Raw genomic sequence first — 25,283 nt, 5'->3', positions numbered from 1 at the left:
CCCTTTTCCTCAAAGTTTCTGTATTTCCTCCATGAGCGCTTCCACAAGTGCTTCCTCGGGCACCTTGCGGACGATCTCCCCCTTGCGGAAGACCAGCCCGACCCCGTCGCCGCCCGCGATGCCCACATCGGCTTCGCGCGCCTCGCCCGGGCCGTTCACCGCGCAGCCCATAACCGCCACCTTCAGGCGCTTGCCTTGGATGGAAGCCACGCGCTGCTCGACCTCCTTGGCGATGCCGATCAGGTCGATGTGCGTGCGGCCGCAGGTGGGGCAAGAAACGACGTTGATGCCGTCCTCCGCCAAGCCGACCGCCTTGAGGATCGCCCGCGCCGCGTGGATTTCCTTGACCGGGTCGTCCGTCAGCGAAACGCGGACCGTATCGCCGATGCCGAGCGCAAGCAGGCCGCCGATCCCGGCCGCCGACTTGACCGTGCCCATGTACTCCGTACCCGCCTCGGTTACGCCGAGGTGCAGCGGGTAATCCGTGCGCGTGGCCGCCAGCCGGTAGGCCTTCATCGTGTCCGGCACGGAGGACGATTTGATGGAAATGCAAATATCGTCAAAATCAAACTTATGGAGCAGCGAAACATGGTACAGCGCGCTTTCCACCATCGCCTCCGGCGTGGGGCCGCCGAATTTCGCCAGGATCTCCTTTTCCACGGAGCCGGAATTTACGCCGATCCGGATCGGGATACCCGCGCGCGCCGCCGCCTGCGCGACGGCCTTCACCCGGTCGTCCGCGCCGATGTTGCCGGGGTTCAGGCGGATTTTGTGCACGCCCGCCTCGATCGCCGTGAGCGCGATGCGGTAATCAAAATGGATATCCGCCACCACCGGGATCGGCGACTGCGCGCAAATGGTCTCCAGCGCGCGCGCGGCCTCCTGGTCGGGTACGGCGCAGCGCACAATCTCGCAGCCCGCGTCGGCGAGCGCACGGATCTGGAGCAGCGTCGCCTGCGCGTCCCGCGTATCGGTATTGGTCATCGACTGCACGGAGACCGGCGCATCGCCGCCGACCCGTACCGCACCGACCTGGATTTGTTTCTTGCTGTTCATAACGTTCCTTCTTTATTCTGTCGTTTACCCGCGCGTCAGCAGGCGCAGGATATCGTTCCCTGTGACATAGATCATCAGCAGCATCAGGAGCGCCAGCCCGGCGCCGTGCACCCAGCCCTCATACTTGGGCGGCACCGGCTTGCGGCGGATCGCCTCGATGATGATGAAGATCAGCCGCCCGCCGTCCAGCGCGGGCAGGGGCAGCAGGTTCATGACGCCGAGGTTGATCGAAATAAAAGCCACCAGCATCAGGAAATCGGAAAAGCTGGTCTTGACCGTCTGCACCAGCGCGTCGCCCACGCCGATCGGGCCGGAAAGCTGGTTGATGCCCACCTGGCCGGTCACCAGCATGCCCAGGCTGTCCCAGACCATGCGCCCGAGGTCGACCGCCATGTTGGCGGCGTACTGCGCGCGCGTCCACAGGTTCGCCGGCCGCATCTGGAAATTGATCCCGTACAGCGGGTTGCCGTTCGCGTCCTTAAATTCCGGTTTGAGCGGTATGTCCTCCAGCAAAAGCTTTTGGCCGTCACGCCGCACCTCAATGTCGTGCAGGCCGTCCTTGCTGCGGGCAAGACCAGCGTTAAAATCGGTCTTGGACAGCAGCACGTGGTAGCCGTTGACCTTCAGGATCTGGTCCCCGGGCATCAGCATCCCCTCGCCCTGGTAGGCAAAGCCCTCCTGGAAAGAAGCGATGGCGTTATCGGGCAGCGCCTTGAGCGGCATCAGCAGGCCGTACAGGATCAGGTAGCCGACAAGGAAGTTCATCAGCGCGCCGGCCGCGACGATGAGCGCCCGCCGCGAAATCTTGGCGCGCGCAAAGCTGTGCGGGCTTTCGGACTCGCCGTCCTCCCCTTCCATGACGCAGGCGCCGCCGAAGGGCAGCAGCCGCAGGCAATACCGCGTGCCGTGCCACTCCTTGGAAAGCAGCGTCGGCCCCATGCCGATCCAGAACTCGTTGACCTGCACGCCGCCGCGCTTTGCCGTTATAAAGTGGCCGAATTCATGTACAATAATCAGCAGGCTGAACGCCAGGATTGCCAAAAGGATCATACCAAAGGTCTGCAAATTCAAAGTCTCCTCTCCGGGTTACAAAAGGCGCGCACCATACTCCGTGACCAGCGTGCGCGCCATGCGGTCGCTTTCCAGCACGTCGTCGAGCGACACCTCGCCCTTCACCGGCACGCGCGCCATGGCTTCGCCGACAAGCGGCGCGATCTCGCAGAAACGGATTTTATCCTGTAAAAACAAGGCCACCGCGGCCTCGTTTGCACCGTTGAGCACCGCGCCGGCATTCCCTTTCTGGGCGGCGGCGGTGCGCGCGAGGCCAAGGGCGGGCTTTGACCAGTCGTCCGGCTCAAAGAAGCTCATCAGGCCGATTTCGCTCAGTCGCAGGCGCGGCGCCTTGCACGGCACGCGCGCGGGATAGGTCAGCGCATACTGGATGGGCAGGCGCATATCGGGCACGCCGAGCTGGGCGAGCACCGCGCCGTCCGCAAACTCAATCAGGGAATGCACGATGCTTTCCCGATGTACGACGATCTCAATATCCTCTGGCTCCATATCATAGAGCCACATCGCCTCGATCAGTTCCAGCCCCTTGTTCATCATGGAGGCGGAATCAATCGTGATTTTCGCGCCCATGGACCAGTTCGGGTGCTTGAGCGCCTGTTCGCGCGTGACGCGCTTGAGCTGGTCGGCCGAATACTTGAAAAAGGGGCCGCCGGACGCGGTGAGGATGATCTTTGCCGCGCGGTTGCCCCCGCGCGCCTGCATGCACTGGAAGATCGCGGAGTGCTCCGAATCCACCGGGAGGATGCGCACGCCCTTTTGGCGCGCGCGCGCCGTCACGATCTGCCCAGCGCACACCAGCGTTTCCTTGTTGGCGAGCGCAATGTCCTTGCCCGCGCCGATCGCCGCGAGCGTCGGCAGCAGGCCGACCATGCCGACCACGGCGGTGACCACGATATCGGCCGACGCTTCGGTCGCCGCGGCGATCAGGCCGTCCATCCCGGCGTAGACCGCGATATCCGTGTCCGCCAGCGCGGCGCGCAGCTGCGCCGCCGCCTCCTCGTCAAAGGCTGCGACAAGCTTCGGCCGCAGGGCGCGCGCCTGCCGCTCCAGCAGCCCAATATTCTTATTGGTCGTAAGGGCGACGACTTCGGCGTCGATCGAGGGCAGGATATCCACGGTCTGCGTGCCGATCGAACCAGTCGAACCCAAAATAGCGATTTTTTTCATAGTGTATCTTATCCCTTTCGGGCGCAGATTATGCGCCGAATAGCAGCAGCACCGCTTCGACCACCGGCGCGACAAAAATCACGCTGTCAAACCGGTCGAGCACGCCGCCGTGGCCCGGGAAAATCGAGCCGTAATCCTTAATGCCTGTCTGGCGCTTGATAATGGAGAACGACAGGTCGCCGACCTGCCCGATGATCGAGCCCGCCGCGCCGAGCAGCCCCGCCGCCGCGTAGGACAGCGACAGCCCCGCAAAATGGTTTACCAGCAGGGTGAACACCAGCAGGCATGCCACGCCGCCGAACACGCCGCCGATGCCGCCCTCCACCGTCTTCTTGGGGCTGATGACGGGCGCCAGCTTGTGCTTGCCGAACAGCATGCCGGCGAACAGCGCGAACGTGTCCGAGCCCCAGGCTGCCAGCAGCGGCATCAGGACGAGCAGCGCGCCGTTTTCCATCTGGAAAATACGGGTCAGCGACAGCAGCAGTTGCGGCAGGATCAGCGCGCCGAAAAAGGCGCACAGCACCTCGGACGCGCCCACCCGGTCGTGATGGCGGAGCAGTTCTGCGAACGAGCCGAGCAGCAGGACGATGACGAGCGCCAGCCCGATCCAGCCGTGCAGTGGGCTTTTCAGCATAAACCCAGCCTGGTTTAAGCCGCAGAGCAGGGAAACCACCACGGAAAGCAGCACAATCCTATGGTTTTTGACCAGCTTTGTGGAGCCGAGCAGTTCATACGTGGCCAGCGCGCACAGCAACGCGAGCGCGATCTCCAACACCGCGGGCGGAAACACGAACAGCGCCAGCAGGACAAACACAAAACCGACCGCGCCGAACAATACCCTTGCTAACATCTCTATACCCCTCCGAATCTGCGCTGGCGGCGGTTATAATCCGCAATTGCAGCGTCCATATCGCTTGTCTTGAAATCGGGCCACAGCGTATCGGTAAAGTAATACTCGCTGTACGCCGACTGCCAAAGCAGGAAATTTGAGACCCGGATTTCCCCGGAAGGCCGTATGATCAAATCCGGGTCGGGCATGTGGGCGGTGTACAGGCGCCCGGCGATGTGCGCTTCGGTGATATCCTCCGGCTGGAGCGTGCCCGCCTGCACCTCGCGCGCCAGGGCGCGCACGGCATTTTTGATCTCGTCGCGGCCGCCGTAGTTGATGCACAGGGTCGCCGTCGCCGCATCAGGCCCCAGCCCGTCGGCGATCTGCCCGGTCTCGTGGATCAGCGACATGATATCGTCGGGCAGAACGCTCAGGTCGCCGATGACGCGCACGGCCACGCCGCGCTCCGCCATCGTATCGGCCGCCTCGCGCAGGTACTTGCGGAAAAGGTCCATCAGTGCGTCTACTTCCTCCTGCGGGCGCTTCCAGTTTTCCGTGGAAAAGGCGTAGACCGTAAAGTAGCGCACGCCGATATCCTTGCAATAGGTCGCGACCGTGCGGAAGGTCTCCGCCCCGACCGCGTGCCCTGCGGAGCGCGGCAGGCCGCGTTTTTTCGCCCAACGGCCATTGCCGTCCATAATAACGGCAATATGCGTCGGCACAGCGCCAATATCCACCGTTTTTTTCTTTTTAAACAGCCCCACTCAAGCTTTCCCCCATGATTTGTGAATCTTTAGCATCCCATAAAAAGGGGCGGCGTACCGCCGCCCCCCATTTTTTCAGTTTGTGCCGCGGCGCAGGCCGGTGGCATCCCCCTTAAACTTCCGCCAGTTCCTTGGACTTCTTGGCGGTCATGCCGTCAATTTCTTTGACATACTTGTCGGTCAGCTTCTGCATCCCGTCTTCCGCGTCCGCCAGCTCATCCTCCGTCACTTCGTTCTTTTTGTGCGCAGACTTGAACTTATCGATCGCATCGCGGCGGATATTGCGGATGGCGACCTTGGATTCCTCGCCGGTCTTCGAGACCTGCTTGATCAGCTCTTTGCGGCGCTCCTCCGTCAGCGGCGGGAAGCCGAGGCGGATCACCTTGCCGTCGTTCTGCGGGTTGATGCCCACGTCAGACATCTGGATCGCCTTTTCGATCTGCTTGAGCACCGACGCATCCCACGGCTGGATTGCCAGCGTGCGCGGATCGGGTGTGGAAATCGCCGCCACCTGGTTCAGCGGGGTGGGGGTGTTATAATAGTCAATCGTGACCCTATCCAGTACTGCCGGGTTTGCGCGTCCCGCGCGGATGGCCGCCAGGTCGTGCGAAAGCACATCCAGCGTCTTTTTCATCTTATCCTCATATGGCTTAAAATCAGGCTTCATGCTCAATTCTCCTCCTGTACGATCGTACCGATTTTTTCACCCGTGACGACACGGTAAATATTTTCAGGGTCTTCCAGGGCAAATACCTGGATGGGGATATGGTTATCCATCGAGAGCGAGGTCGCCGTGGTATCCATGACGCCCAGCCCCTGGTTCAGCACATCCATGTACGAAAGCCGTTCGTATTTTTTGGCACCCGGATTGACGGCCGGGTCGGAATCGTATACGCCGTCGATGTTCTTTGCCAACAGGATCACATCGGCGTTGATTTCCGCCGCACGCAGCACCGCCGCAGTATCCGTCGAAAAATAGGGGTTGCCCGTGCCGCAACCAAAAATCACCACGCGCCCCTTTTCCAGGTGCCGGATGGCGCGCGCGCGGATATACGGCTCCGCGACCTTGTTCATTTCAATGGCAGTCTGGACGCGCACGTCTACACCGCGCTGCTCCAACGCGTCGCACAGCGCAAGCGCATTGATGGCCGTAGCCAGCATGCCCATATGGTCTGCGCGGGAACGTTCCATCTTCCCGCCGCCGTCCTTTACGCCGCGCCAAAAGTTTCCGCCGCCGACGACAATACCGATCTGGGTCCCAATCTCGTTGCAGCGCTTGATGACGTCGCAGACAGGGCCGATGACGTCGAAATTCAGCCCAAACTTTTTTTCACCCGCCAGCGCTTCGCCGCTCACTTTGATGAGCACGCGCTTGTACTTAGGACTTTCCATCATTATGCCCTCTCTTCCGTTAAACTTATCGTATCTATTTTACCTTATCCGCTCTATAAATGCAAAGGGTTTTGCATGTATTTTTCTTGAATGTAAAACCGCCCATACCACCCAAAACCGGGCGGCAGCACCGCGCACCATATGAACGGGCTGCCGGCGTAAAAGGGTGCCCTGGGTTTCCAAGGCGCTTCCCCCTGGAATTTCTGCGGCGTGTCGCGAACCTGCCTGTGTCAAAGCCGCCCCGATCCCGAACCGTCCCTATAGGGCCTTTTTTTGCCATAAATTGTAGCATGTTTTTGGGTAGGGGACAACACCCGCAACAGGTGCTGACGTACCAAACAGCGCTTTTCCCATCCCCCGGTGCGCCTAAACAGCCGGCCTGTTACCAGGCGTACCGCGCCATTTGGCAGGTAGCCCCATGCCTGCCGCGTACAAGGAAACATCTATCCCATGCGGCATGGATGTGCCGCCCAGGACGCTTTAGGCCGGTAGCGTGACCGTATAATTGTAAAAATATCACAAAAACAGTTTGTACAACCTCCAATTTTTCGTTATAATGGAATTAAGTCAATAATATACCCGGATTTTATTTAAAAGGGAGTGACCCTATATGAACCGGAAGCGCATCGTATCCTGCCTACTGCTAACCAGCTTGCTGCTTACGCTGACGCCTATGGCGGCGTTTGCAGCGGATGAGCCTGTCCTGATCTCCAACGCGGAGGAACTGGCTTCGGCCATCGCCAGCAACCCGGCGGGCAGCTACAAGCTTGCGAAGGACATTACCTTGGATGGAGAATGGATCCCCCTGCCGGTTCAGAACAGCGTTAATGACCCGTTCTTTACCGGCACCTTGGATGGGGACGGCCATGTGATCCGGGGGCTGAAGGTCGCCCTAAGCGAAACGGAAGGCCCTGCCGCCCTTATCAGCGAGATGGACAGCGGGAGCATCCAAAACCTGGGGCTTGAGCTGGCGCCCGAGGGCGTCAGCGGCGGCTACTGGGTGGGTGGCCTCGTCGGCTGCATGGACGCCGGGACGATTCAAAACTGCTATGTGAAGGGAACCGTGTCGCAGACCGGCAGCCCCAGCGAAGACAACCTAACTGCGGGCGGCTTGGTGGGTTACATGCTGGACGGGACGGTCTCCCGCTGTTATAGCGAGGGGGCTGTCTCCGGCGCGCAGCAGGTGGGCGGCCTCGTCGGCTGTATGGCGGGCGGAGTCCTGACCGACTGCTACTCCTGGAGCGATGTGAACGGCGATGATGTTGTGGGCGGCCTTGTGGGACAGATGGACGGCGGGAGCCTGACCCGCTGTTACTACGCCAAAGGGACCGTCACCGGCAGGGAGGGCGGCGGCTCCATCGGCACTGTGGTCGGCTGGCGAACCGACGCTGGAGACCTGGAGGAGTGCTACTACGTGCAGATGGGTGCGCAGGACGCCATCGGAGAAGACGATAAGCCTTGGCTTACCACTCCTGAGCACACATCCGACCTGACTTCCGGCAGCCCCTTATCCAGCGCCTGGGACGATACGGCCTGGCTGTTCGTACAGGGGCAATACCCCGTGTTCCGGCAAGGGGAGCCGCCGGAGGTGGGGACGCTGGATCCGCCGCAAGGCCTCACCTGTTCGTCCCAGCAGCTTTTGCCCACTACAGAGTGGCGCTATGAAGTGGCATTTCCGGCAGTGCGCAACGCCACAGGGTATTCCGTACAGCTCTACGGGGAGGACGGCCAGCCAGTGGGCGAACCCGTGGTATCGTCTAACGGCGCAACCAGCGGGACGGTGTCCATCAAGCTGAATGAGGCCATTGACGCGGCGGCGCTGCTGGAACTGGAAAAAGACCCAGGCAAGACCACGTTCCAGTTTACCTGCGGCGTGAAAGCCTTGGGGAGCGGCGGCCTGTCCAGCCCGGAATCAGACCCCGCGGCGCTTCCTGAATTGCATCTGCTGGAGTCCATCGCGAATGCAACGCTCCCCGGCCAGCGCCACCCGAAGGGTACCAGCTATTTAGATAAAATACGTCCCATGCTCCCGGCCTCGGCGGAAGCCGTAGCGGATGGGCAGCCTGCAGTCCTCGGCCTGTCCTGGCCGCCGCTGAACCCCATCCAGAAGGAGCAAGCCATCGTCGAGGTAGAGGCGGCTTTCCTGCTGCCGGAAAACGTCATCAACCCTAAGCGGCTTGGGGTGAGCGTCCGGCTGGTCTTTTATACCCAGCTGCAGCCCCCTTCAACCCTTTCCTGGGATCCCCTCGTGCCCGGCAAGGCCACATGGGTCAATACGGACAACGCAGGCTCCACCAGCGTACAGCTATTGAAAGACGGCGAAGCGGTTGGCGATTGGAAGCTCATTCCCAGGGCGGTGGCGCAGGAATACGACTTTACCCAAATGATCCGGGCTGCTGGCAGCGGCAGCTATACCTTCCAGGCAAAAGCAAACGGCAGCAAGGATGCAGACCAGCTTTACCTGGGAAGCGGCGTGGCCGTGGCTGCCGCGGCGTACCCGTATCAATATATTTCCACGGTCACGTTTGATCCCCAGGGCGGCGATCCGGTGCCGCCGCAAAGCGGCGTGGCCTACGGGGAAGCCATCACGCCGCCCGTGCCAACCCGTACCGGATATACATTCACGGGATGGTTCACCCAGCCGGCGGGCGCCGGCGCCGCCTTTACCAAAGATACGCCGGTGCTGGACAACCTCACCGTCTATGCCCAGTGGGCGGCCAACCCCTATACTGTGGCTTTTGATGCAAATGGCGGCACCGGCGGGATGGCAAGCCTTCCCTGCACCTATGGCCAAGTGGCCGCACTCCCCTCGAACGCCTTCACCCGGACGGGCTGGAACTTTGCAGGCTGGGGCACCGCGCCAGCCGGAGCGGTGCGCTACGGCGACGGACAGGGTGTGCTTAATCCACCCGGGGCGGCCTTGGGGCATGTCACCCTCTACGCCATATGGAGCCAGGAGCCCGCCTACCGGGTCAGCGGTACCGTGAAGGGCAGCGACGGCAACCCCATGGAAGGCGTAAAGGTAACGCTCAAGCAGGGCGTCACCGAGTGGCCTTCTACCGTGACCGACGGCCGGGGCGCCTATACGATTGAGGGTGTGCCGGACGGTACCTACAACCTGGTGGCTGGGTACGGGAGCAAGACCATGACCGTGCTGGTCACAGTCTCCGGCGCCAACGTGGATTTGAAGGTCATCACCATGCCGCAGGCCGATATCAACAGCGTGGTGGATGTGGCGGACACCGCCGATACCCCGCATGTGGTGGTGGGCGGCCTGGAGCAAGAGGCCGCCCAGCGGGCGGAACCCGGCAAGACGGTCACCATCTCCATGGCGGTGGCCGCCCAGCCCCGGGAAACTGGCGACCCGGCGGCGAAAGATCAAATAAGAAAGATCGAAGCCCTGGCGCAAGGGCAGGAACTGGAATTCCTGGATTTCACCGTATGGAAGCAGACACTGGACGGCATCCAAACGGAAACGGAAACGCTTGATGTGCTGAACACTGTACTGGAGCTGGTGATCCCCTTCGATTCCAGCGGCAAGCAGGCCGTCACGGTTTATCGCTGCCACAAGGGCAACGCCGAACCGCTGAAAGGCCTGGGGATCCGCCCCGATGCCTCCTCCCGCCAGGACGGTACCTTTTACCGGAAGGATGGGATGCTCTATGTGTACGCCAACCGCTATTCCACCTATGCGATTGGATATCGAGCGCCAGCCCCAACGCCCCCTACCTCCGGCGGCAGCGGCACGGCCAGCTATACCATCACCGCCACAGCGGGGACGGGCGGGACCATCTCCCCCAGCGGCAAGGTACGTGTCAGCCGCAATAGCCGGAAGGCCTTTACCATAAATCCCGCGGACGGCTACGTGGTATCCGACGTGCTGGTAGACGGCAAAAGCGTAGGTGCGGTGGACAGTTACACCTTCGAGAAGGTCGCTGCCGCGCACACCATCCGGGCGCTGTTCCAAGAAGGCGGCGCAGGGCGGCTTCCGTGGAACCCCTTCGGCGATGTGACGGAAGACGACTGGTTTTACGGCAGCGTGCGAGAGGCCTATGAAAAGGGGCTGATGGTGGGCACCTCCGGCCATGCGTTCTCCCCCGGCATGAATACGACCCGGGGAATGATGTTCACCATCCTGTGGCGGGTTGCCGGGGAACCGGAGGCCGACGCTGCCGTCCCCTTTACCGATGTAGTGCATGGGGCTTACTACGAAAAGGCGGTGGCGTGGGGAACGGAAACCGGCGTGGTGCAGGGCTATGGCAACGGCCTGTGCGGCCCCAACGACTTAATTACCCGGGAGCAGCTTGCCGCCATCCTCTACCGCTGGGCTGAATGGAAGGGGCAGGACGTCTCGGCAGATGTAGGCAGGGTGTTGTCACCTTTTGAAGATGCCGACCGAATATCCGGCTGGGCGCTACCCGCCATGGCGTGGGCGTGCGACAGAGGGGTGCTCCAAGGGCGAGGCTCCGGGATTCTCGACCCGGCCGCCCATGCTACCCGCGCAGAAGCGGCCGCCATGCTGCAGCGCTTCCTGCATCCGGCGTAAAAACGGCGAAAATTCTAAAGAGGGGTTCGGGATAACAATCCGTGTTATCCCGAACCCCTCTTTTTCGCCTTATTGCCTTGTGCTAAAATTGCGTATCCCTCTCCTGCCGGCGGCTTTACACAGTTGCGCATCACCTTGAAACGCCGCTATGTAACAAATCGTCCAGCAGGCGGTAAAGGTAGTTCACATCCAGCGGCTTGGGGACGAAACCGTCCATACCGGCGGCCATCGCCGCGTCCACATCCTCCTTGAAGGTGTTGGCCGTCATGGCCACGATGGGGATGGTGGCCGCGTCCGGCCGTGTCAGCGCCCGGATGGCGCGCGCGGCATCCAAGCCGTTCATCCCGGGCATCTGAATGTCCATCAGGATTGCCTGGAACTCGCCCAACTGGCTCTCTGAAAACCGCTCCAGCGCCTGGCGGCCATCCGCGCTCCGGCATACTTTTGCGCCCCGGATCTCCAAAAGCTGCGCCGCAATCTCGGCGTTGAGGTCGTTATCCTCCGCCAGGAGAATATGGATGCCGTCCAGCAGCATCCCCTCCGGCTGCCCTTCCCATCCGCCCGCAGGGGGTACCCCGGGATCGCCCAGCAGCAGGGTAACGGTAAAAAAGAACACGCTGCCCTGGCCAGGCTGGCTGTTGACGCGCAACTCGCCGCCCATCTTCTGGACGATGCTGCTGCTGATGGGCAGGCCAAGGCCAGTCCCCTGGCTCTTGGCGTGGCTGGTGCCAACCTGCTCAAAGCTCTCGAAAATACGTCCTTGGTCTTCCGGTGAGATGCCCGTGCCCGTATCCCGCACCTGGAACGTAAAGGTGGCCGCCGTGTCCGATGCGGCATCCTCCGTTACGCGCAGAAGGACCGATCCTCCGGCCGGGGTGAATTTAAAGGAGTTGGACAGCAGGTTTGTGAGCACCTGCCGTAAACGGATGGCATCGCCGGCCAAGCCGCAGTGGACAATTTCCTTTTGTAGCGAATACGTCAGCCCACGCCGCTGGGCTTCAGGCGCCATCATCGACTGGATTTCATCCAACATACGTTCCAGGGAGAAGGGTTCGCGGGCGAGGATCAGCTTCCCGCTGTCGATGCGGCTCATGTCCAGGATGTCGTTGATTAGGCCGAGCATATAGTTGGAGGAAGCACGGAGCTTCGACAGGTTCTCCTGCACGTCGGCCGGCGTCCCTTCCATCATGCTGGTGAGGTCTGCGAGACCCACCACGGCGTTCATGGGGGTGCGGAGCTCATGGCTCATACGGGACAGAAACTCCCCCTTGGCACGGCTCTCCGCCTCTGCTTTTTCCAGGTTGTTCTGCATGAGGGCGGCCCGCATACGGGCGCGGTAAATGCCCAGCACGGCTGCCACCAGAACCAGCAGGAAGAGGGAGAGCACGGCGATGAAGGTCATAGGGTTGGCGTAGATAAGCTCCATCAGCGAGAGACTGTTGGTACCAATGGAGACCATGTTCCGATCCAGGATTGCGGCGCGCTCCTGGGAAGAAAGGCTGTTGATGGCCTTGTTGAGGATGGTCAGCAGGTCAGGGTCGGCCGGCCGTCTGAGCGCAAAACCGATATTGCTGCGGTCGTTGACCAGGGTCACGGGCACCAGGTTGGAGAAATGGTAGCGCTGGATATCCCACTCCATCCGGCTGGCCAGGCCATAGGTAAAATCCGCCTCGCCACTGTTCACCGCGATCAGGGCGTCGGTAATTGTGGGATATATCCGCACCTCGGCGGCCGTAATCCCGGTGGGCAGCGGCTGCCCTTCGACGACGGCGCAAACCAGGCCTTCGTCCGGATAGGTTGCTGCTTTGTTGCGCACCACAATATTGTTGAGAGCCGCATAGGGGGACGTGATAGTCACGCCCTGCCGGACCGATTCCTCCTCCGACCCCATATAAAAGCAGAGCAGTTCCGCCTCCCCCTGCTGCAACATGCGGACCGCTTCGCTGTAAGTATCTGCATAAACATAAGTAAAGCCGAGCCCCGTAAACTCCGACACCTTGCCAAGGACGTCGGGTACAATGCCATCATGGATGTTCTCCGGCGAATTGAGGCAAAACAGGGGATGGTAACTTTCAGGAACCGCCACGGTGATGGCGCCCCGCCCCTCGATATAATCCCGCTCCGCTTCATTGAGCCGGATGTCAATGGCGCTCTGATCCTGGAAATGCGCCGAATACCGCTCCACGCTGAAGTTCGGGTTCGCGTCCGCGATCCTTTCCAAGGCCATGTTCAGCCCGTCCAAAACCTCCTGGTTGCCCACGTTGGTCACAATATAATAGGGCTGCGAGTCAAAAGCGGCGACGACGCGGAAGCCTTCCGGGTTTTCAAACCCATTCCCAAGCAGCAGGTCTATCTCTCCGCTCGCCAGATAGGGGTAGAGCTTCCCGTCCGCCGGGAGCTGCTCATAGGCATAGGTACGGATTTTACAATCCAAGTTGTGCATCGACAGGAACTCGCGCAGCCGCCGGATGTTTTCCTCCGCCCGCTCGTACACGCCGATGGTCTTGCCGTCCAGGCTGCGCAGGTCGTAGCTGTTAATGCTGCTGTCATCCAGCCTGGCCAAAAGGACCGATTTGTTGTACCCGATGTTGTAATCCGGATAGGCAAAGTATTGCTCAAAGCCAGGGGAATAATAGTTGCCCCCCATCAGATCGTACTTGCCATCTAGGAATTCCTCAATCATATGGTCGCCGTCGGTGTCGATGTATTCGTATTCCCAGCCGGTGTATTTGGCGATCTCATTCAGGTAATCCACCACCAGCCCCTGGCGGCTGCCGTCCTCCGCCGTCTCGGTCAGCCCCGCGACCTGCGGGAACGGGACGCGGAGCACGCGTGACCCCTGCCCCCCTGCTGCCGCACCGGCAGCAGGCACGGCAGCCAGGGGGATCATCAGGAGCGCGGCGATCCCCCTCCTCATCCAGTTTTTCAGTCGTTTTCGCATGGTCGTCTGTACTCCTTTAAGCGGGTCAGCGGCGCCCGTTCACCCGTGGCCGCCCCTGTGGATACAATCCGCAAGCGTTTTGCAAAGCTGCGCCACATCCAGCGGCTTGCTGACGTGGGCGTCCATCCCGGACGCCAGCGCCGAGGAGATGTCGTCGCTAAACGCGTTGGCCGTCGTGGCGATGATGGGGATGGCGTGCGCCAGCGGGTGGTTTGACGCACGGATACGCCTTGTGGCCTCGTGCCCATCCATGACCGGCATCTGCACATCCATCAGGATCGCATCATAGCCGCCGGGCTTGGAGGCAAGGAAAGCGTCCAGTGCCTGCTGGCCGTCCTCCACGCAGTCCACATCTGCCCCACTCATGCGCAGCAGGGTCGCCGCAATCTCCTGATTGAGGGCGTTATCCTCCGCCATCAGCAGGTGGAAGCCCTCTAGCGGCTTGCCGGCGGGCTTTTCCTCGCCCGCGCCGGCTGGCTGGCCCTTGTGCTCCAGCGCCGCCTTGATTGTGGCATAGACGCTCGAGCGGTAAAGCGGTTTGGGGAGGAAGCCGTTGACGCCCGCCGCCCTCGCCTCTTCTTCCACCTCGGAGATGTCATAGGCCGAGATCATGACAATCGGGACATCATTCCCCACCTCCCGGCGGATGCGGCGGGTCACCTCGACGCCGTCCATATCCGGCATCTTCCAGTCGATGAGGCACAGGTCGATATCCCGCCCCTCCCGGTGCATCTCCTTCACCCGCGCCACGCCCTCGGCGCCGGACAGGCGCCACTCCGCGCCAATCTTGATTTTCTCAAGCAGCACAGCGGTCTGTTCACAGACCTGCTGCTCGTCGTCCACGATCAGCGCGCGCAGCCCTTGCTGCGCAAAATCAGGCTCGGGCAGACGGCTCTCCCCGCCCTTTTCAAAGGGCAGGTCGACGATACACGTAGTCCCTACGCCGGGTTCGCTCTCGATCTGGATCTGGCCGCCCATCAGGGCAACCAGGTTTTTCGTGATAGACATGCCGAGGCCCGTACCTCCGAAGCGTTTGGAGATGGATGCGTCCGCCTGCTCAAAGGGCTGGAAGATGCGCTCGACAGCCTCCTTCGTCATGCCGATGCCGGTGTCGGAGAGGATAAACCGTAGGACGTCGGTCGTATTTCCGCTTTTGTGCCGGGAGACATCCAGGCGGATGCTGCCGCCCGGGGCGGTAAACTTTACCGCGTTGGAGCTGAGGTTCAAGAGGATCTGGTTCAGCCGCAGGGAGTCGCCGATAAAGACGGTATCCTCCCCAAAGCCCTCCATGGCCTCCGCAAATTCGATACCCTTGCCCTTGGCCTGGGCGTAAACGGTGGAAACGTACCCGTTGACAAGTTCAAAAATGTCAAAAGGCTCGTTTTGCAGCATCATCTTGCTGCTCTCAATTTTGGACATATCCAGCACGTCGTTGATCAGCATCAGCAGGTGCTTGGAGGAGAAGGTGATTTTCGCTAGGCAGTCCTCCACCCTGGCGGGATCCTTGACCGACGCGGCCGCAATCGTAGTCATGCCGATGATGGCGTTAAGGGGGGTACGGATCTCATGGCTCATGCGGGATAGGAAATCGCTCTTCGCCGTGTTGGCGCGCTCCGCGGTCAGCATGGCGTCCTGAAGCACCTGACGGGCGCGCACTTCCTCGGTGCGGTCGGAAAAAACCGTAATAAACTGCGGCGTTTTGGTGTCCTCCACCCGGTAGACCCGGATGAGCATCCAACATTTTTCCTTGTTGGGCTTGGTATACTCCACGAGCTTTTCAAAGGGCGAGGCAAACCCGGGATCGCCGACCTGTTCCCGCAAGGCCTGCGCATCCTCCTCGTGCAGGCCTTGGTAAAGGCTTTCCAGATCCTCCATCTGCCCGCCCAATATACGTTCCAGGTTAAGCCCGCGGTAGCGGATGGTGCCGGTGTCCGCGTCGCGGATGATGAACGCGTCGTCGATGCTCAGCGACAGGCTATCAAAAAGTTTGCTGCGGTACACCAGTTCCTTCCGCTGACGGTGCAGGACATATTGGGACGCCAGCAGCACGGCCACCATCAAGGCCATCAGCACGATAGAGGCGGTCAGGTTGGACTGCCGCAGCGCATTCGCCGTCTCTCCATAGCCCACCTTTTTTGCCTGGGCAACGTTAATAATCCCTTCCGTCTGGCGCAGCGCCTCGTCATAGAGCGGCTGCAAATGCGCCTGCCCATAGGCCTCTATTTCCTCCCCCGTGGTATCAAGCCGGGCGCAGTACTCCAAATATGCTTCCCGCTCCGTCTGCAAATGCGCCAGCGTTTCCCTTAGCGCCTGTACGTCTTCCGCGTTACCCAAATACAGCTCCCCGATCCGGGCGACCGGCGCCTCCAGCAGCCGATCCAGTTCATCCAGATTGACCCTGGCATATTCCACGTCATCAAGGCTGAAGTAGCGCTCCAGCCGTCCGGTGCGCAGGCTCATCTCGGAGACGTAAAGCTTCACATCCCCGGCGGCGATCACCACCTCGAAGGGATGGTCTGAAATGATTTCCGTCTGCGCCGCCAGGCTGGCGGAGGTATTGACAGTCATGATCAGATAGAAAAGCATTAACAGGATGAGGATTATTGTGCTGATCGCGCTCATCCGCTGGCTCCGGATCACGGACTGCTCTTTTTCTTCGACAGTTTTGTGCATCTCTTTTACTCCTCATATTCCAGCCGCACGCCCACCATGCCTGGATACCTGCCGCCGGCTATTCCCCACAGGTCCTTATTGTCCCATAATTTCACTGCGCGTTGCCTACCACACGGCGACGCCACTAGGTATCCATAACACACTGGCACAGGGGAAGCCGTCCCGCCCCCCGATCTGCCACGCTTGAACGTGAGCCAAAGCCGGATGCCTGCCCTATGTTGAAGCCCGCCACCATATGGATTTTTCCACCATCATGGTGCTGTCTCCGGGGCATGCCGCCTGTGCCGCGTCCCCCTCAGCCGTTTGTGATCCCCCACGGTATAGCCGCAACGCCCCGGCACCCCGTCCGAAAATAGGCCGTCTCAAAAATATCCATAGCCTTACGGAACCCGCTGCGGCTGTTATGCATTGCACGTCGCCCGTAGGCGCTCAAAGGCTTCCACCGGCATCGGTTTGGCAAAATAGTACCCCTGGACACATTCGCAGCCGATCTCGCGCAGGCGCTCCAGCTGCTCCGCCGTCTCGACGCCCTCCGCCACCACGCCCAGTTCCATCAGGTGCGCAAGGTTCATGATAAAGCGCATGATCTCCTGGTTGACCGGCGTTACCGGCTCGCTCTGGATGAATTGCATGTCCAGCTTCAAGACGTCCACCGGCATCTTGTGGAGCATGTGCAAAGACGAATAGCCGCTCCCGAAATCGTCCATTTCAATGACAAATCCCATCTCCCGCATATGGCTTACCGTATCGATGATCTGCTGCGGGTTTTCGGTGTAGGCGCTCTCCGTGATTTCCAGGTGGAGGCGCGAGGGCGGCAGTTGGTATTGATGGATCAGCCCCTTAAGGATATTGGCCAAATCCACATTATAGATGTCCGCCCGGGATACGTTTACCGAAATGGGCAGCGGGGGCAAGCCGCGTCCCTCCCAGTCCCGCAAGACGGCGCAGGCCTTGTCCCAGACGTATTGATCCAGCCGGGTGATAAACCCGTTGCGCTCAAATAGCGGGACAAATACCGCCGGGGACTGCACCCCCCATTCCGGATGGTTCCATCGGACCAGCGCCTCGGCGCCAACCATCCGGCTGTCTTTTATCCGGTATTTCGGCTGCAGGTAAATTTCAAACTGCCCGTCCGCCAAAGCATGTTCCATGCTGTCGACGATCTTCTGCTCCCGCAGCAGCTTGCTGCGGAGCACATCGTCATAATAGGCAAAATACTTTTGATACTGCCCTTTGATCCCCCGGGCTGCCAGCAGCGCGCGGTCGCACATCTGCTCCACCGGGACAGTCCGATCCCTCACATGATAGATCCCCCACTTTACCACGACATTCTGCATCTGGGACATCTCGTTAATCCGGGCGCAGACATCCTGAAACATATTTTCGGTATATTCACTATGGTGTTCGACCATACAGGCGAACTGATCCGCGTGGAAGTGGCTGCAAATCCCTTCGCCATAGGTATTTTCATGATAGCATTGCGCAATCGTCCTCAGGAGCCGGTCGCCCGTTGCAATGCCGAAAATGTCATTGACCAGCTTGAAATTGACGATATCTGAACAAATAATGTCATATCCCTTGTCCGGGTTCTGGAAAAGGCGCTCCCGCACCTGCCGGCAGAAGAAGGCCTTGCTGTACAGCCCGGTCAGCTGGTCGTACTGGAACTCGTTGACCAGGGCGGCCGTCTCCCGCAGGTGGATGATATTGGCGACCCTGTGCAGGATGATCTGCGGCTTATACGGCTTGGCCACAAAATCGGCCGCGCCGCAGGACAGCGCCGCCACCTCTTCCGACTCCGCGTCGTTCTGCGTGGTGACAATAACCGGGATAGAGGCGAATGCGGCATCCTCCTTGACCGCGGCCAGAAACGCATACCCGTCCATCACGGGCATGACAATATCCAGCAGGATAAGGGAAAAATGCCCCGCATACTCGTGTAAACGCGCAAGGGCCTCTTGCCCGTTTTCCGCCTCCACAACGTCGTAGCCAGGCTTCAATATCTCACGTAAGAGGCTGCGGTTTAGCATATTGTCTTCTACTACCAGGATGTTCCTTTTTGCGGCCATTGCGTATTTACACCTCTTTTTTCCCGCCGGCGTGAAAACGATAATTGTTCACATACATATATATTGAATTATATCAAATAGCTTTCCCAATAGCAACCTTGCGTTGCGGTAAGAAGGCTGTGGAAACGTGGGGTAAAAAATGCTATACTAGACCCATCGCAAGTTGGATTTCGCTGCAGACTGGAGGGGCATGTTTTGGAAAACAGCACGGAATTACGGAAAGTCGTCTACAACCTTTTACTGACCCAGATACAATTTGGCGCTTACGGCTGTGGGGACAAGCTCCCCACTATGGAAGAAACCAGCATACGGCTCCATGTGTCGATTGATACCGTCCGCACCGCATACCTAAAACTCAAAGAGGAGGGGTATATTTCCCTGTCGAAAAATGTTGGCGCTACGGTAAAGGTAAACTATGGCAGCCAAGAGACGGAACGGTTTATCCAGTCCTTCTTTGCGCTGCGCAAAACCGCAATCATTGATTTGGCTAGCGCCATGCGCCCCCTGTTCGGCAACGCGCAGTGGACCGGCCTGAAAAACGCTTCCGCGGAGACGCTGCGGGCAATCGAATCGCTTTCCAGCGGGGAGGCCGTTGCCGCGCCTTACGCAATGCTGGAACATCTCAACCAAAAATACAGCGCCCTCGGGAACACCCTGCTCATGCGCCTTGTTTGGCAGGTCTTTATGTTTATGCACGACCCCTTTTTCAGTATCAAAGAAAATTTGTGGTACTTTGACCAATTTGCCGACTATCTGCCGGAGGTGCTGGCACTTTGCCGGCATAAGGACTGGCCCGCGCTGCGCGTTACGGCGGATCAAGCGATGGATCAGCTGTCCCTAGCCCTCAACCGGTTCTATGCGTCCAAAATCACCATGCCACCGCCGGAACAGCAAATCGCTTTTGCCTGGAGCTCCTACCCCAAAAGCCAGCTTTGTTATACCTTTGCCATGGAGCTTCTGATTGCGATCAGCCGCGGGGTATATCCAGCCGGGAGCTTGCTCCCCTCCCAACAGGCGCTTGCAACGCAGCGCGGCGTTTCGCTCAGTACCGCCCGCCGGGCGCTCGAACTCCTGGGCAGCGTTGGCGCGGTGAAATCGGCAAAATATGTGGGTACACGGGTTGTGCCGTTTGACAGCGTCACAGAGAACAGCGATTTTACAAACCCTGTCCTCCAGCGGCGCCTATTGGATATGGCGGAAGCCCTCCAGGCGTTCGCCCTGTCCTGCCGGGAGGTATCCCTCCTGACGCTCTCCTCCCTTGACGGCGCTTCGGCCGCGGGGCTGTGCGAGGAACTCAAGGCGCACAAGCGGTGGCGGCGCGGGGAGACCCTGCCCTATTTCATCCTGGACCTGATCACAAAACACGCCCCCTATCAGGCGATACGAACCATATATGCCGAACTGCTGCGGCAGCACTTCTGGGGCTATGCGCTCCTGGGCATGAAAGGCGGCCATGAGGCCATCAACGCGACCTACGACCCTTATTTTGACGCGTTAACCGGAGCCTTGGAAAAATCGGATTACACGCAGTTTTCCAATACGTTGGAGGGGCTGATGCTCTATGAACTCCGCAGCAACGTGAATATCCTATCCCGGCTTGGCATTGCGGGGGTGGAAAACATATTTGTCCCTACAGAGAGCGAAACCTGAGAAAAAGCCCTGCGGAAAATCCCCAGGGCTTTTTCTCTGCCGTACAGAGCTTTTAATCTATTCTGTTGGACGGATGGCCTTCCCCCATTACCCGGCCACGCAGGGCGGTCAGGCCGCTTTTTCAGGTGCCGGATGGTGCATTAAAAAATGTCTATTTTGGATACCGGCCGATCCCTCTTTTGTGAAGCCGGACATGGCTAAAAGCATCGTGCCTGTCCGTATTGGGAAATGGCTTATTTGATCCATCTCTCGAGCGTCTCCATCAGCCGATCCAATTCGATCGGCTTTGCCACATGGTCGTTCATGCCGGCGCTGTGCGCCTTCCCGATATCCGTGGCGAAGGCGTTGGCCGTCAACGCCAGGATGGGGATGGTCGCCGCATCGCCCCTGCCCAGCGCCCGGATCGCCTCGGCCGCCTGGTAGCCGTCCATGACCGGCATCTGGATGTCCATTAAAATGCAGTCGTATGTACCGGGCGCCGAGGCCGCAAATTTATCCACGGCGATCCTGCCATTCTCCGCCGGATCAATGAGAAACCCGTGCATGGCCAGCAACTCGGCCGCGATCTCGCGGTTGATCTGGTTGTCCTCCACGAGCAGAACCCGTTTGCCCACCATGCTGGCGGTCGCCGTCCCGGCGGGAAGCGCGGCGGCGTCTGAGCGCCCACTACGGCAGAACTGGTGGAAGGTATGGGCAATCTTAGACTTAAACAGCGGTTTCGTGATAAAGGCGTCCGCCCCGGCCTGCCGGAACTCCTCCTCAATCTCGGAATAGTCATAGGCCGAAACTATAATAATGGGCACATCCCTGCCAAGATTTTTCCGGATGGCCTTGAGCGTCTCGAGCCCGTCCATCCCCGGCATCTTCCAGTCCAGAATAACGGAGAAAAAGCCGTCCTGTGCTTCATGGGCGGCCACCACGCGGCGGACCGCTTCCTTCCCCGACAGCACCCAGCTGCTCCGCATACCCAGTTCATCCAGGATTTCCGCCGCGCTTTCACAGATGATCTGGTCGTCGTCCACCACCAGTACCGGCAGGCCGGACAGCTCCTCGTCGTTCTCCTCCTTCTCCTCGCACAGGTCGAAGGAGACGGCGACAATGAACTGGCTGCCCTTCCCCAAGGTACTTCTGACCTCGATGGTGCCGTTCATCATACGGACAATATTTTGCGTGATCGCCATGCCCAGCCCGGTGCCCTGGATCTGTTTGGCCTTGGTCTCCTCCGCCCGGGAGAAAGGGTCAAAGATATGGGGGATAAATGCCTCCGACATCCCGATCCCATTGTCGGTGACAATAAACTCATACTGCCCCCGGCCTTTTGCAAAGGACGGTACCTCGCGGATCCGCAATCCGACGCTGCCGCCGTCCGGTGTATATTTTACCGCGTTGGAGAGCAGGTTCACCAGCACCTGCCGCAGCCGGTTCTGATCCGTCACTACCGCCTCATGCCGCACGTGGTCGGCGTTAATACGCAGTTCCTGGTGCTTTCCCGCCGCCAGCGGCCGGAACACATCCATGACGTCCTCGATCAGCTCCGGCAACGAGACCCGCTCGGAGAGCAGGTCGATTTTCCCGCTCTCGATTTTCGACATGTCCAGCACCTCATTGATGAGGCTCAGCAGATGCCGGCTGGAAACGTTGATCTTGTTCAGGCAGTCCTGTATCTTTTCCGGGGATCCCAGGTTCGCCTGGGCGATGACCGACATGCCGATAATCGCGTTCATAGGCGTGCGGATATCGTGGGACATGGAGGAAAGGAAGTTGGTCTTGGCGTCGTTGGCGACCTGTGCCGCCTTGCAGGCGTCTTCCAGCGCCTGCCGCTGCCGCGCCTGCTCCTTGCGCTCCGCCGTCACGTCTACGCCTACGCTGTAATAGGAGGGCACGCCGTCCCAGCTGTCCTCCCCGCTGACATAGCTGTACGTCACCATCAGGATTTTCACGTCCCCAGCCCGTGTGACGATGCGGCTCTCCACCGCCGTAGGTTTCCCGGTTTCCCTAGACTGCCGCATCACATCGGCGACGTGTCCAATGTCGTCCGGATGTACATAATCATATTGGGAGTGCAGCTCCCCCTCGAATTGCTCCTTGGTATAGCCAATCAACTCCAAAAAGCTGCCGCTGTACCAAAGGACCGTCCGCATATCCCGTCCGTCCACCCTTGCCAGTCCGCCCGGCACGCTGCGGATCAGCGCGTCCCGCTCCTGGTCTTTTTTTGCCAGCTTGTATTCCGTGCTGTACATATCGTGGGACAGCTCCAGGCGCGCCCGGCGCCCCTCCCAGTTGATGACCCGGTCCTTGATCATAAAAGTGCGCTCCAAAACCGGGTTGGAAAATTCCCACTCGTAAAAGGCCTCTTCACACAGCTTGCTATTGGTGCAGAAAGGGCACGGGGACGTGCGCCCCTGGATCACTTCATAGCATTTCCGCCCCAACGCCTTTACGGCGGGTATGCCCAGGACATCGCAGGCGCGCTGGTTCAGATACAGCAGCTCATAGGTCTCCATGTCGCTGACATAGACGTTGCCCTCATAGGAGTCCAGCATAAAGTAGAAATACTGGAGCTTTTGCTGATAAAGCCGTTGCAGCCCTTCCTTTTCGGCGGCCAACACGTCCATTGGGACAAGCTCTGCCCGCAGCACACGCCCGCCCGCGGCGCGGTCTTCCACAATGGTCCCATACAGGTGCGCCCAGGAAAATCCCCCATTTTTAAGGGGCAGGCGGATGGCCGTCTCGATCTCGCGGCTGCCGTTTTCCACCGCCTGCCGGATGGCGGCGAAATCACCAGGGGCTTCGGCATAGTATTGCCGCAGGTCATGGAATTTGGCGCAAAAGCCCTCCCTTGCATATCCGATACTGCTGAAAAAGCTGGTATTCCCCCAGCAAAAGGTCAGATTTTCGTCCAGCAGACAGCAGAATATGCCCGTTTTCAGCATATCCACCGCTGCCGGGCACCTGCTTTCTATATTCCCTCGATCCTGCCCCGCCACACACTTATTATCCATGATCTAACCGCCTATCCTAAACGAATCACAATGAACATTTTTTTGGTGAATGGATTCAGACAAAGGAGCATGCGCCCTTTCAAACCCTCAATAGTTCATGTACATATATAATTCAGTATAGCAAGATCAGGAACAAATAGCAACCGTTTCACATGACATGTTGGGCTTCTGTATTGGATCCGCCTGATTGAATCCCCCGTGCAGCCATTTCCAGCATTGCCGCTGCGGTGGTAAGCAGCGTTTAGGCTGATCCCCCCCTTCCAAAGCGGCATATATCCCACGAAAGGCCTGTTGCAGGTATTTCTGCAGCAGGCCTTTGCGGTATTTCTTAGGGATAGTTTACGGGGTCTCGCTCCTATGCTTTTCCCGTGCTTTTATCGCGGCTTTGTTCTGATACATCGCATCATCCGCCCGCTTGAACACGTTTGCAAAAACCAGGTCGGACTGCGAGTTATACACGGCGATCCCCCGGGCGATGGAAAGGTGGCTGTCCGGCCGCGCGGTCTGATTGTGTTCAGCCATTCCCTTTTCGAAGTCTTCCAACAGAACCGGATAGCTTTTCAGGTCATCATTTTCCAAGATCACTGCAAATTCGTCCCCGCCGATCCGGTAGACCGGGCTGTGCTTGAACGTTTTACAGATGAGCCGACAGGCATCCACGATCAGCATATCGCCGAAGTCATGGCCGTAGGTGTCATTGATGTACTTTAGGCCGTTAATATCCAGCACCACCACGGCAAATTCCGGGCGGCCAGTGCGCATTCGATCCTCCATCAACCGCTCCGCCTCTTGATATGCGGTTTTGTTTTTCACTCCGGTCATGGCGTCCCGGTAGGCCAGGCCGTTGATGTAGCTGATATACTGCTGCAAATGCTCCACGGTCTTCTGGAAGCTGTCCGCCAGGGTGCCCACTTCGTCTTTGGTCTGGGTGCTGATGGTGACGGACAGGTCGCCTTCGGCGATTTTCTTGGCCGCCGTATTGAGCTCCTTCAGCGGGCGGACGAGCCGCCGGGTAAATACCGCCGTGAGCCCCACGGAGAGGCAGCAGATGAGCAGGAGTGCCACGCAGTTTTGCAGGATAAGGCGGTTGCGGCCGGAATTGATCTCGTTTACAGGCGCGGTGACGGCCAGATGCATCCCATTCCGCAGGGTGCGGAATGCCAGCTCCTTTTTCACCCCGCTCCCCTCATAGGAATACAGGGTGCTGCCGGAAGTCCCATTCCCCAACTCCTCCACCAGCGGGCGCAGGCTTTTGTCCACACTGCCCATAGCCGTCCCCATTGCAAGGTCTTGATGGTACATGATGACGCCCTGGTTATCAGCAAGGAACGCATAGCCGCTGTCATAAATCCGGATCCCCTCGAGCATCCGCTCGATCACGTCAAAATTAATATCCATCCCTACCACACCCACGGTTTCGCCTTGCCGATAGAGCGGGATGACGTAGGAGATCATCTGCACATTGAGATTCTGATTGTAGTATGGCTCCATCCACATGGCCTGGCCATTTTTTACGGGGATGTAATACCAACCCACATGCTCGGTATCCGAGGGGCTAAAACTGGAAAGGTCGGTCGGCGTAAGCTGCTGGAAGCTGCCGCTGCGCTCCGTTTTGCTCCACAGGAGGCCGGAAGTCGGCGGGGTGAATTCCGGATTGAAACGGACATAGACGGCCAGCGCGCCTTCCGTATTATTCGCCGCGTTTACCGCCACCGATTCCAGTTTCTGTGTGTACCGGCCGACATAACCGGGATCGGTTTTCAGGCGATCCATGCTTTCCAGCTCATCTAGCGTATAGACCGATAACGTCTTTACCGACTGCTCAATCCGGGATAAGAGCGCATCCAGTTCCAGCGCCTTCCCCTCGCACAGGAGGTTCATGACCCTGGCGGAATCCCCATCGACCACCCGCTGGGCGTTCAAGATGCCTGCGCCGCCGATCACCCCCGCGGAGAGCAGGACACAGCTCAGGATCAATGCGATAAACTTTGTTTGTATCGATCTCATAGAGTACACCTCACAGTTGTGATATGAATTACCGCCCTTGCTTCCCGCAACAGCCGGTTCCCATAGAAATGCTTTTCGCTCCAAACCCACCTTGAAAGGAAGATGGGCTTGGAGCGAAA

At 59.4% G+C, this 25,283-nt stretch carries 14 protein-coding genes; 2 read left to right on the top strand and 12 right to left on the bottom strand.

Translation table 11 applies throughout. The features are described from left to right. Positions 1–9 precede the first annotated feature (9 nt). The 7 genes from ispG to pyrH all read right to left on the bottom strand — a co-directional run bounded on the left by ispG (position 10) and on the right by pyrH (position 6,279). Positions 10–1,056 (bottom strand): flavodoxin-dependent (E)-4-hydroxy-3-methylbut-2-enyl-diphosphate synthase, encoded by a 1,047-nt coding sequence (gene ispG / locus CZ203_RS09110; protein WP_087065793.1) that lies wholly within the window; start codon positions 1,054–1,056, stop codon positions 10–12. 24 nt (positions 1,057–1,080) lie between these two features. Continuing rightward, the gene (locus tag CZ203_RS09105) at positions 1,081–2,121 is read right to left on the bottom strand and encodes a M50 family metallopeptidase (RefSeq protein WP_087065792.1); all 1,041 of its coding nucleotides are present in this window, start codon (positions 2,119–2,121) and stop codon (positions 1,081–1,083) included. Positions 2,122–2,142: 21 nt separating this feature from the next. Beyond that, complete coding sequence (locus CZ203_RS09100) at positions 2,143–3,294, bottom strand: 1-deoxy-D-xylulose-5-phosphate reductoisomerase (protein WP_087065791.1); 1,152 nt, start codon at positions 3,292–3,294, stop codon at positions 2,143–2,145. Positions 3,295–3,322: 28 nt separating this feature from the next. Beyond that, positions 3,323–4,144, bottom strand: coding sequence for a phosphatidate cytidylyltransferase (locus tag CZ203_RS09095; RefSeq protein WP_087065790.1), 822 nt, complete (start codon positions 4,142–4,144; stop codon positions 3,323–3,325). 2 nt (positions 4,145–4,146) lie between these two features. Beyond that, positions 4,147–4,887 carry an isoprenyl transferase gene (locus tag CZ203_RS09090; RefSeq protein ID WP_087065789.1) on the bottom strand — a complete coding sequence of 247 codons (741 nt, stop codon included), beginning with the start codon at positions 4,885–4,887 and terminating at the stop codon, positions 4,147–4,149. 112 nt (positions 4,888–4,999) lie between these two features. Further along, on the bottom strand, positions 5,000–5,554 hold the full coding sequence (gene frr, locus CZ203_RS09085; protein WP_087065788.1) for a ribosome recycling factor: 555 nt from the start codon (positions 5,552–5,554) through the stop codon (positions 5,000–5,002). Positions 5,555–5,556: 2 nt separating this feature from the next. Continuing rightward, positions 5,557–6,279 (bottom strand): UMP kinase, encoded by a 723-nt coding sequence (gene pyrH, locus CZ203_RS09080; RefSeq protein WP_087066223.1) that lies wholly within the window; start codon positions 6,277–6,279, stop codon positions 5,557–5,559. 610 nt (positions 6,280–6,889) lie between these two features. On the opposite strand from pyrH, the gene CZ203_RS09075 reads away from it, so the two are divergent. Further along, a complete protein-coding gene (locus CZ203_RS09075) occupies positions 6,890–10,825 on the top strand; it encodes an S-layer homology domain-containing protein (protein ID WP_087065787.1) in 3,936 nt (1,311 codons plus the stop codon). A gap of 130 nt (positions 10,826–10,955) precedes the next feature. Here CZ203_RS09075 and CZ203_RS09070 read toward each other — a convergent pair whose 3' ends face one another. From CZ203_RS09070 to CZ203_RS09060, 3 genes are all read right to left on the bottom strand, one after another. Further along, entirely contained in the window at positions 10,956–13,766 is a 2,811-nt protein-coding gene (locus CZ203_RS09070; protein WP_087065786.1) for an ATP-binding protein, read from the bottom strand. 39 nt (positions 13,767–13,805) lie between these two features. Beyond that, complete coding sequence (locus CZ203_RS09065) at positions 13,806–16,439, bottom strand: hybrid sensor histidine kinase/response regulator (protein WP_087065785.1); 2,634 nt, start codon at positions 16,437–16,439, stop codon at positions 13,806–13,808. Positions 16,440–16,840: 401 nt separating this feature from the next. Continuing rightward, positions 16,841–18,505, bottom strand: coding sequence for a putative bifunctional diguanylate cyclase/phosphodiesterase (locus CZ203_RS09060; RefSeq protein WP_087065784.1), 1,665 nt, complete (start codon positions 18,503–18,505; stop codon positions 16,841–16,843). A gap of 195 nt (positions 18,506–18,700) precedes the next feature. Here CZ203_RS09060 and CZ203_RS09055 point away from each other — a divergent pair, with 195 nt between their 5' ends. Then, positions 18,701–20,155 carry a GntR family transcriptional regulator gene (locus CZ203_RS09055; protein ID WP_087065783.1) on the top strand — a complete coding sequence of 485 codons (1,455 nt, stop codon included), beginning with the start codon at positions 18,701–18,703 and terminating at the stop codon, positions 20,153–20,155. A 233-nt stretch (positions 20,156–20,388) separates the two neighbouring features. On the opposite strand, the gene CZ203_RS09050 is transcribed toward CZ203_RS09055, so the two are convergent. Continuing rightward, positions 20,389–23,157 (bottom strand): response regulator, encoded by a 2,769-nt coding sequence (locus tag CZ203_RS09050; RefSeq protein ID WP_087065782.1) that lies wholly within the window; start codon positions 23,155–23,157, stop codon positions 20,389–20,391. Between the two features lie 339 nt (positions 23,158–23,496). Further along, positions 23,497–25,164, bottom strand: coding sequence for a diguanylate cyclase (locus CZ203_RS09045; protein ID WP_087065781.1), 1,668 nt, complete (start codon positions 25,162–25,164; stop codon positions 23,497–23,499). Positions 25,165–25,283: the final 119 nt, after the last annotated feature.

Origin of the sequence: Intestinibacillus massiliensis (genome assembly GCF_900155735.1) — a bacterium.
GTDB lineage: Bacteria > Bacillota > Clostridia > Oscillospirales > Butyricicoccaceae > Intestinibacillus > Intestinibacillus massiliensis.
Note: the sequence above shows the minus strand (reverse complement) of the source record. Positions and strands in the feature narration are given on the sequence as shown.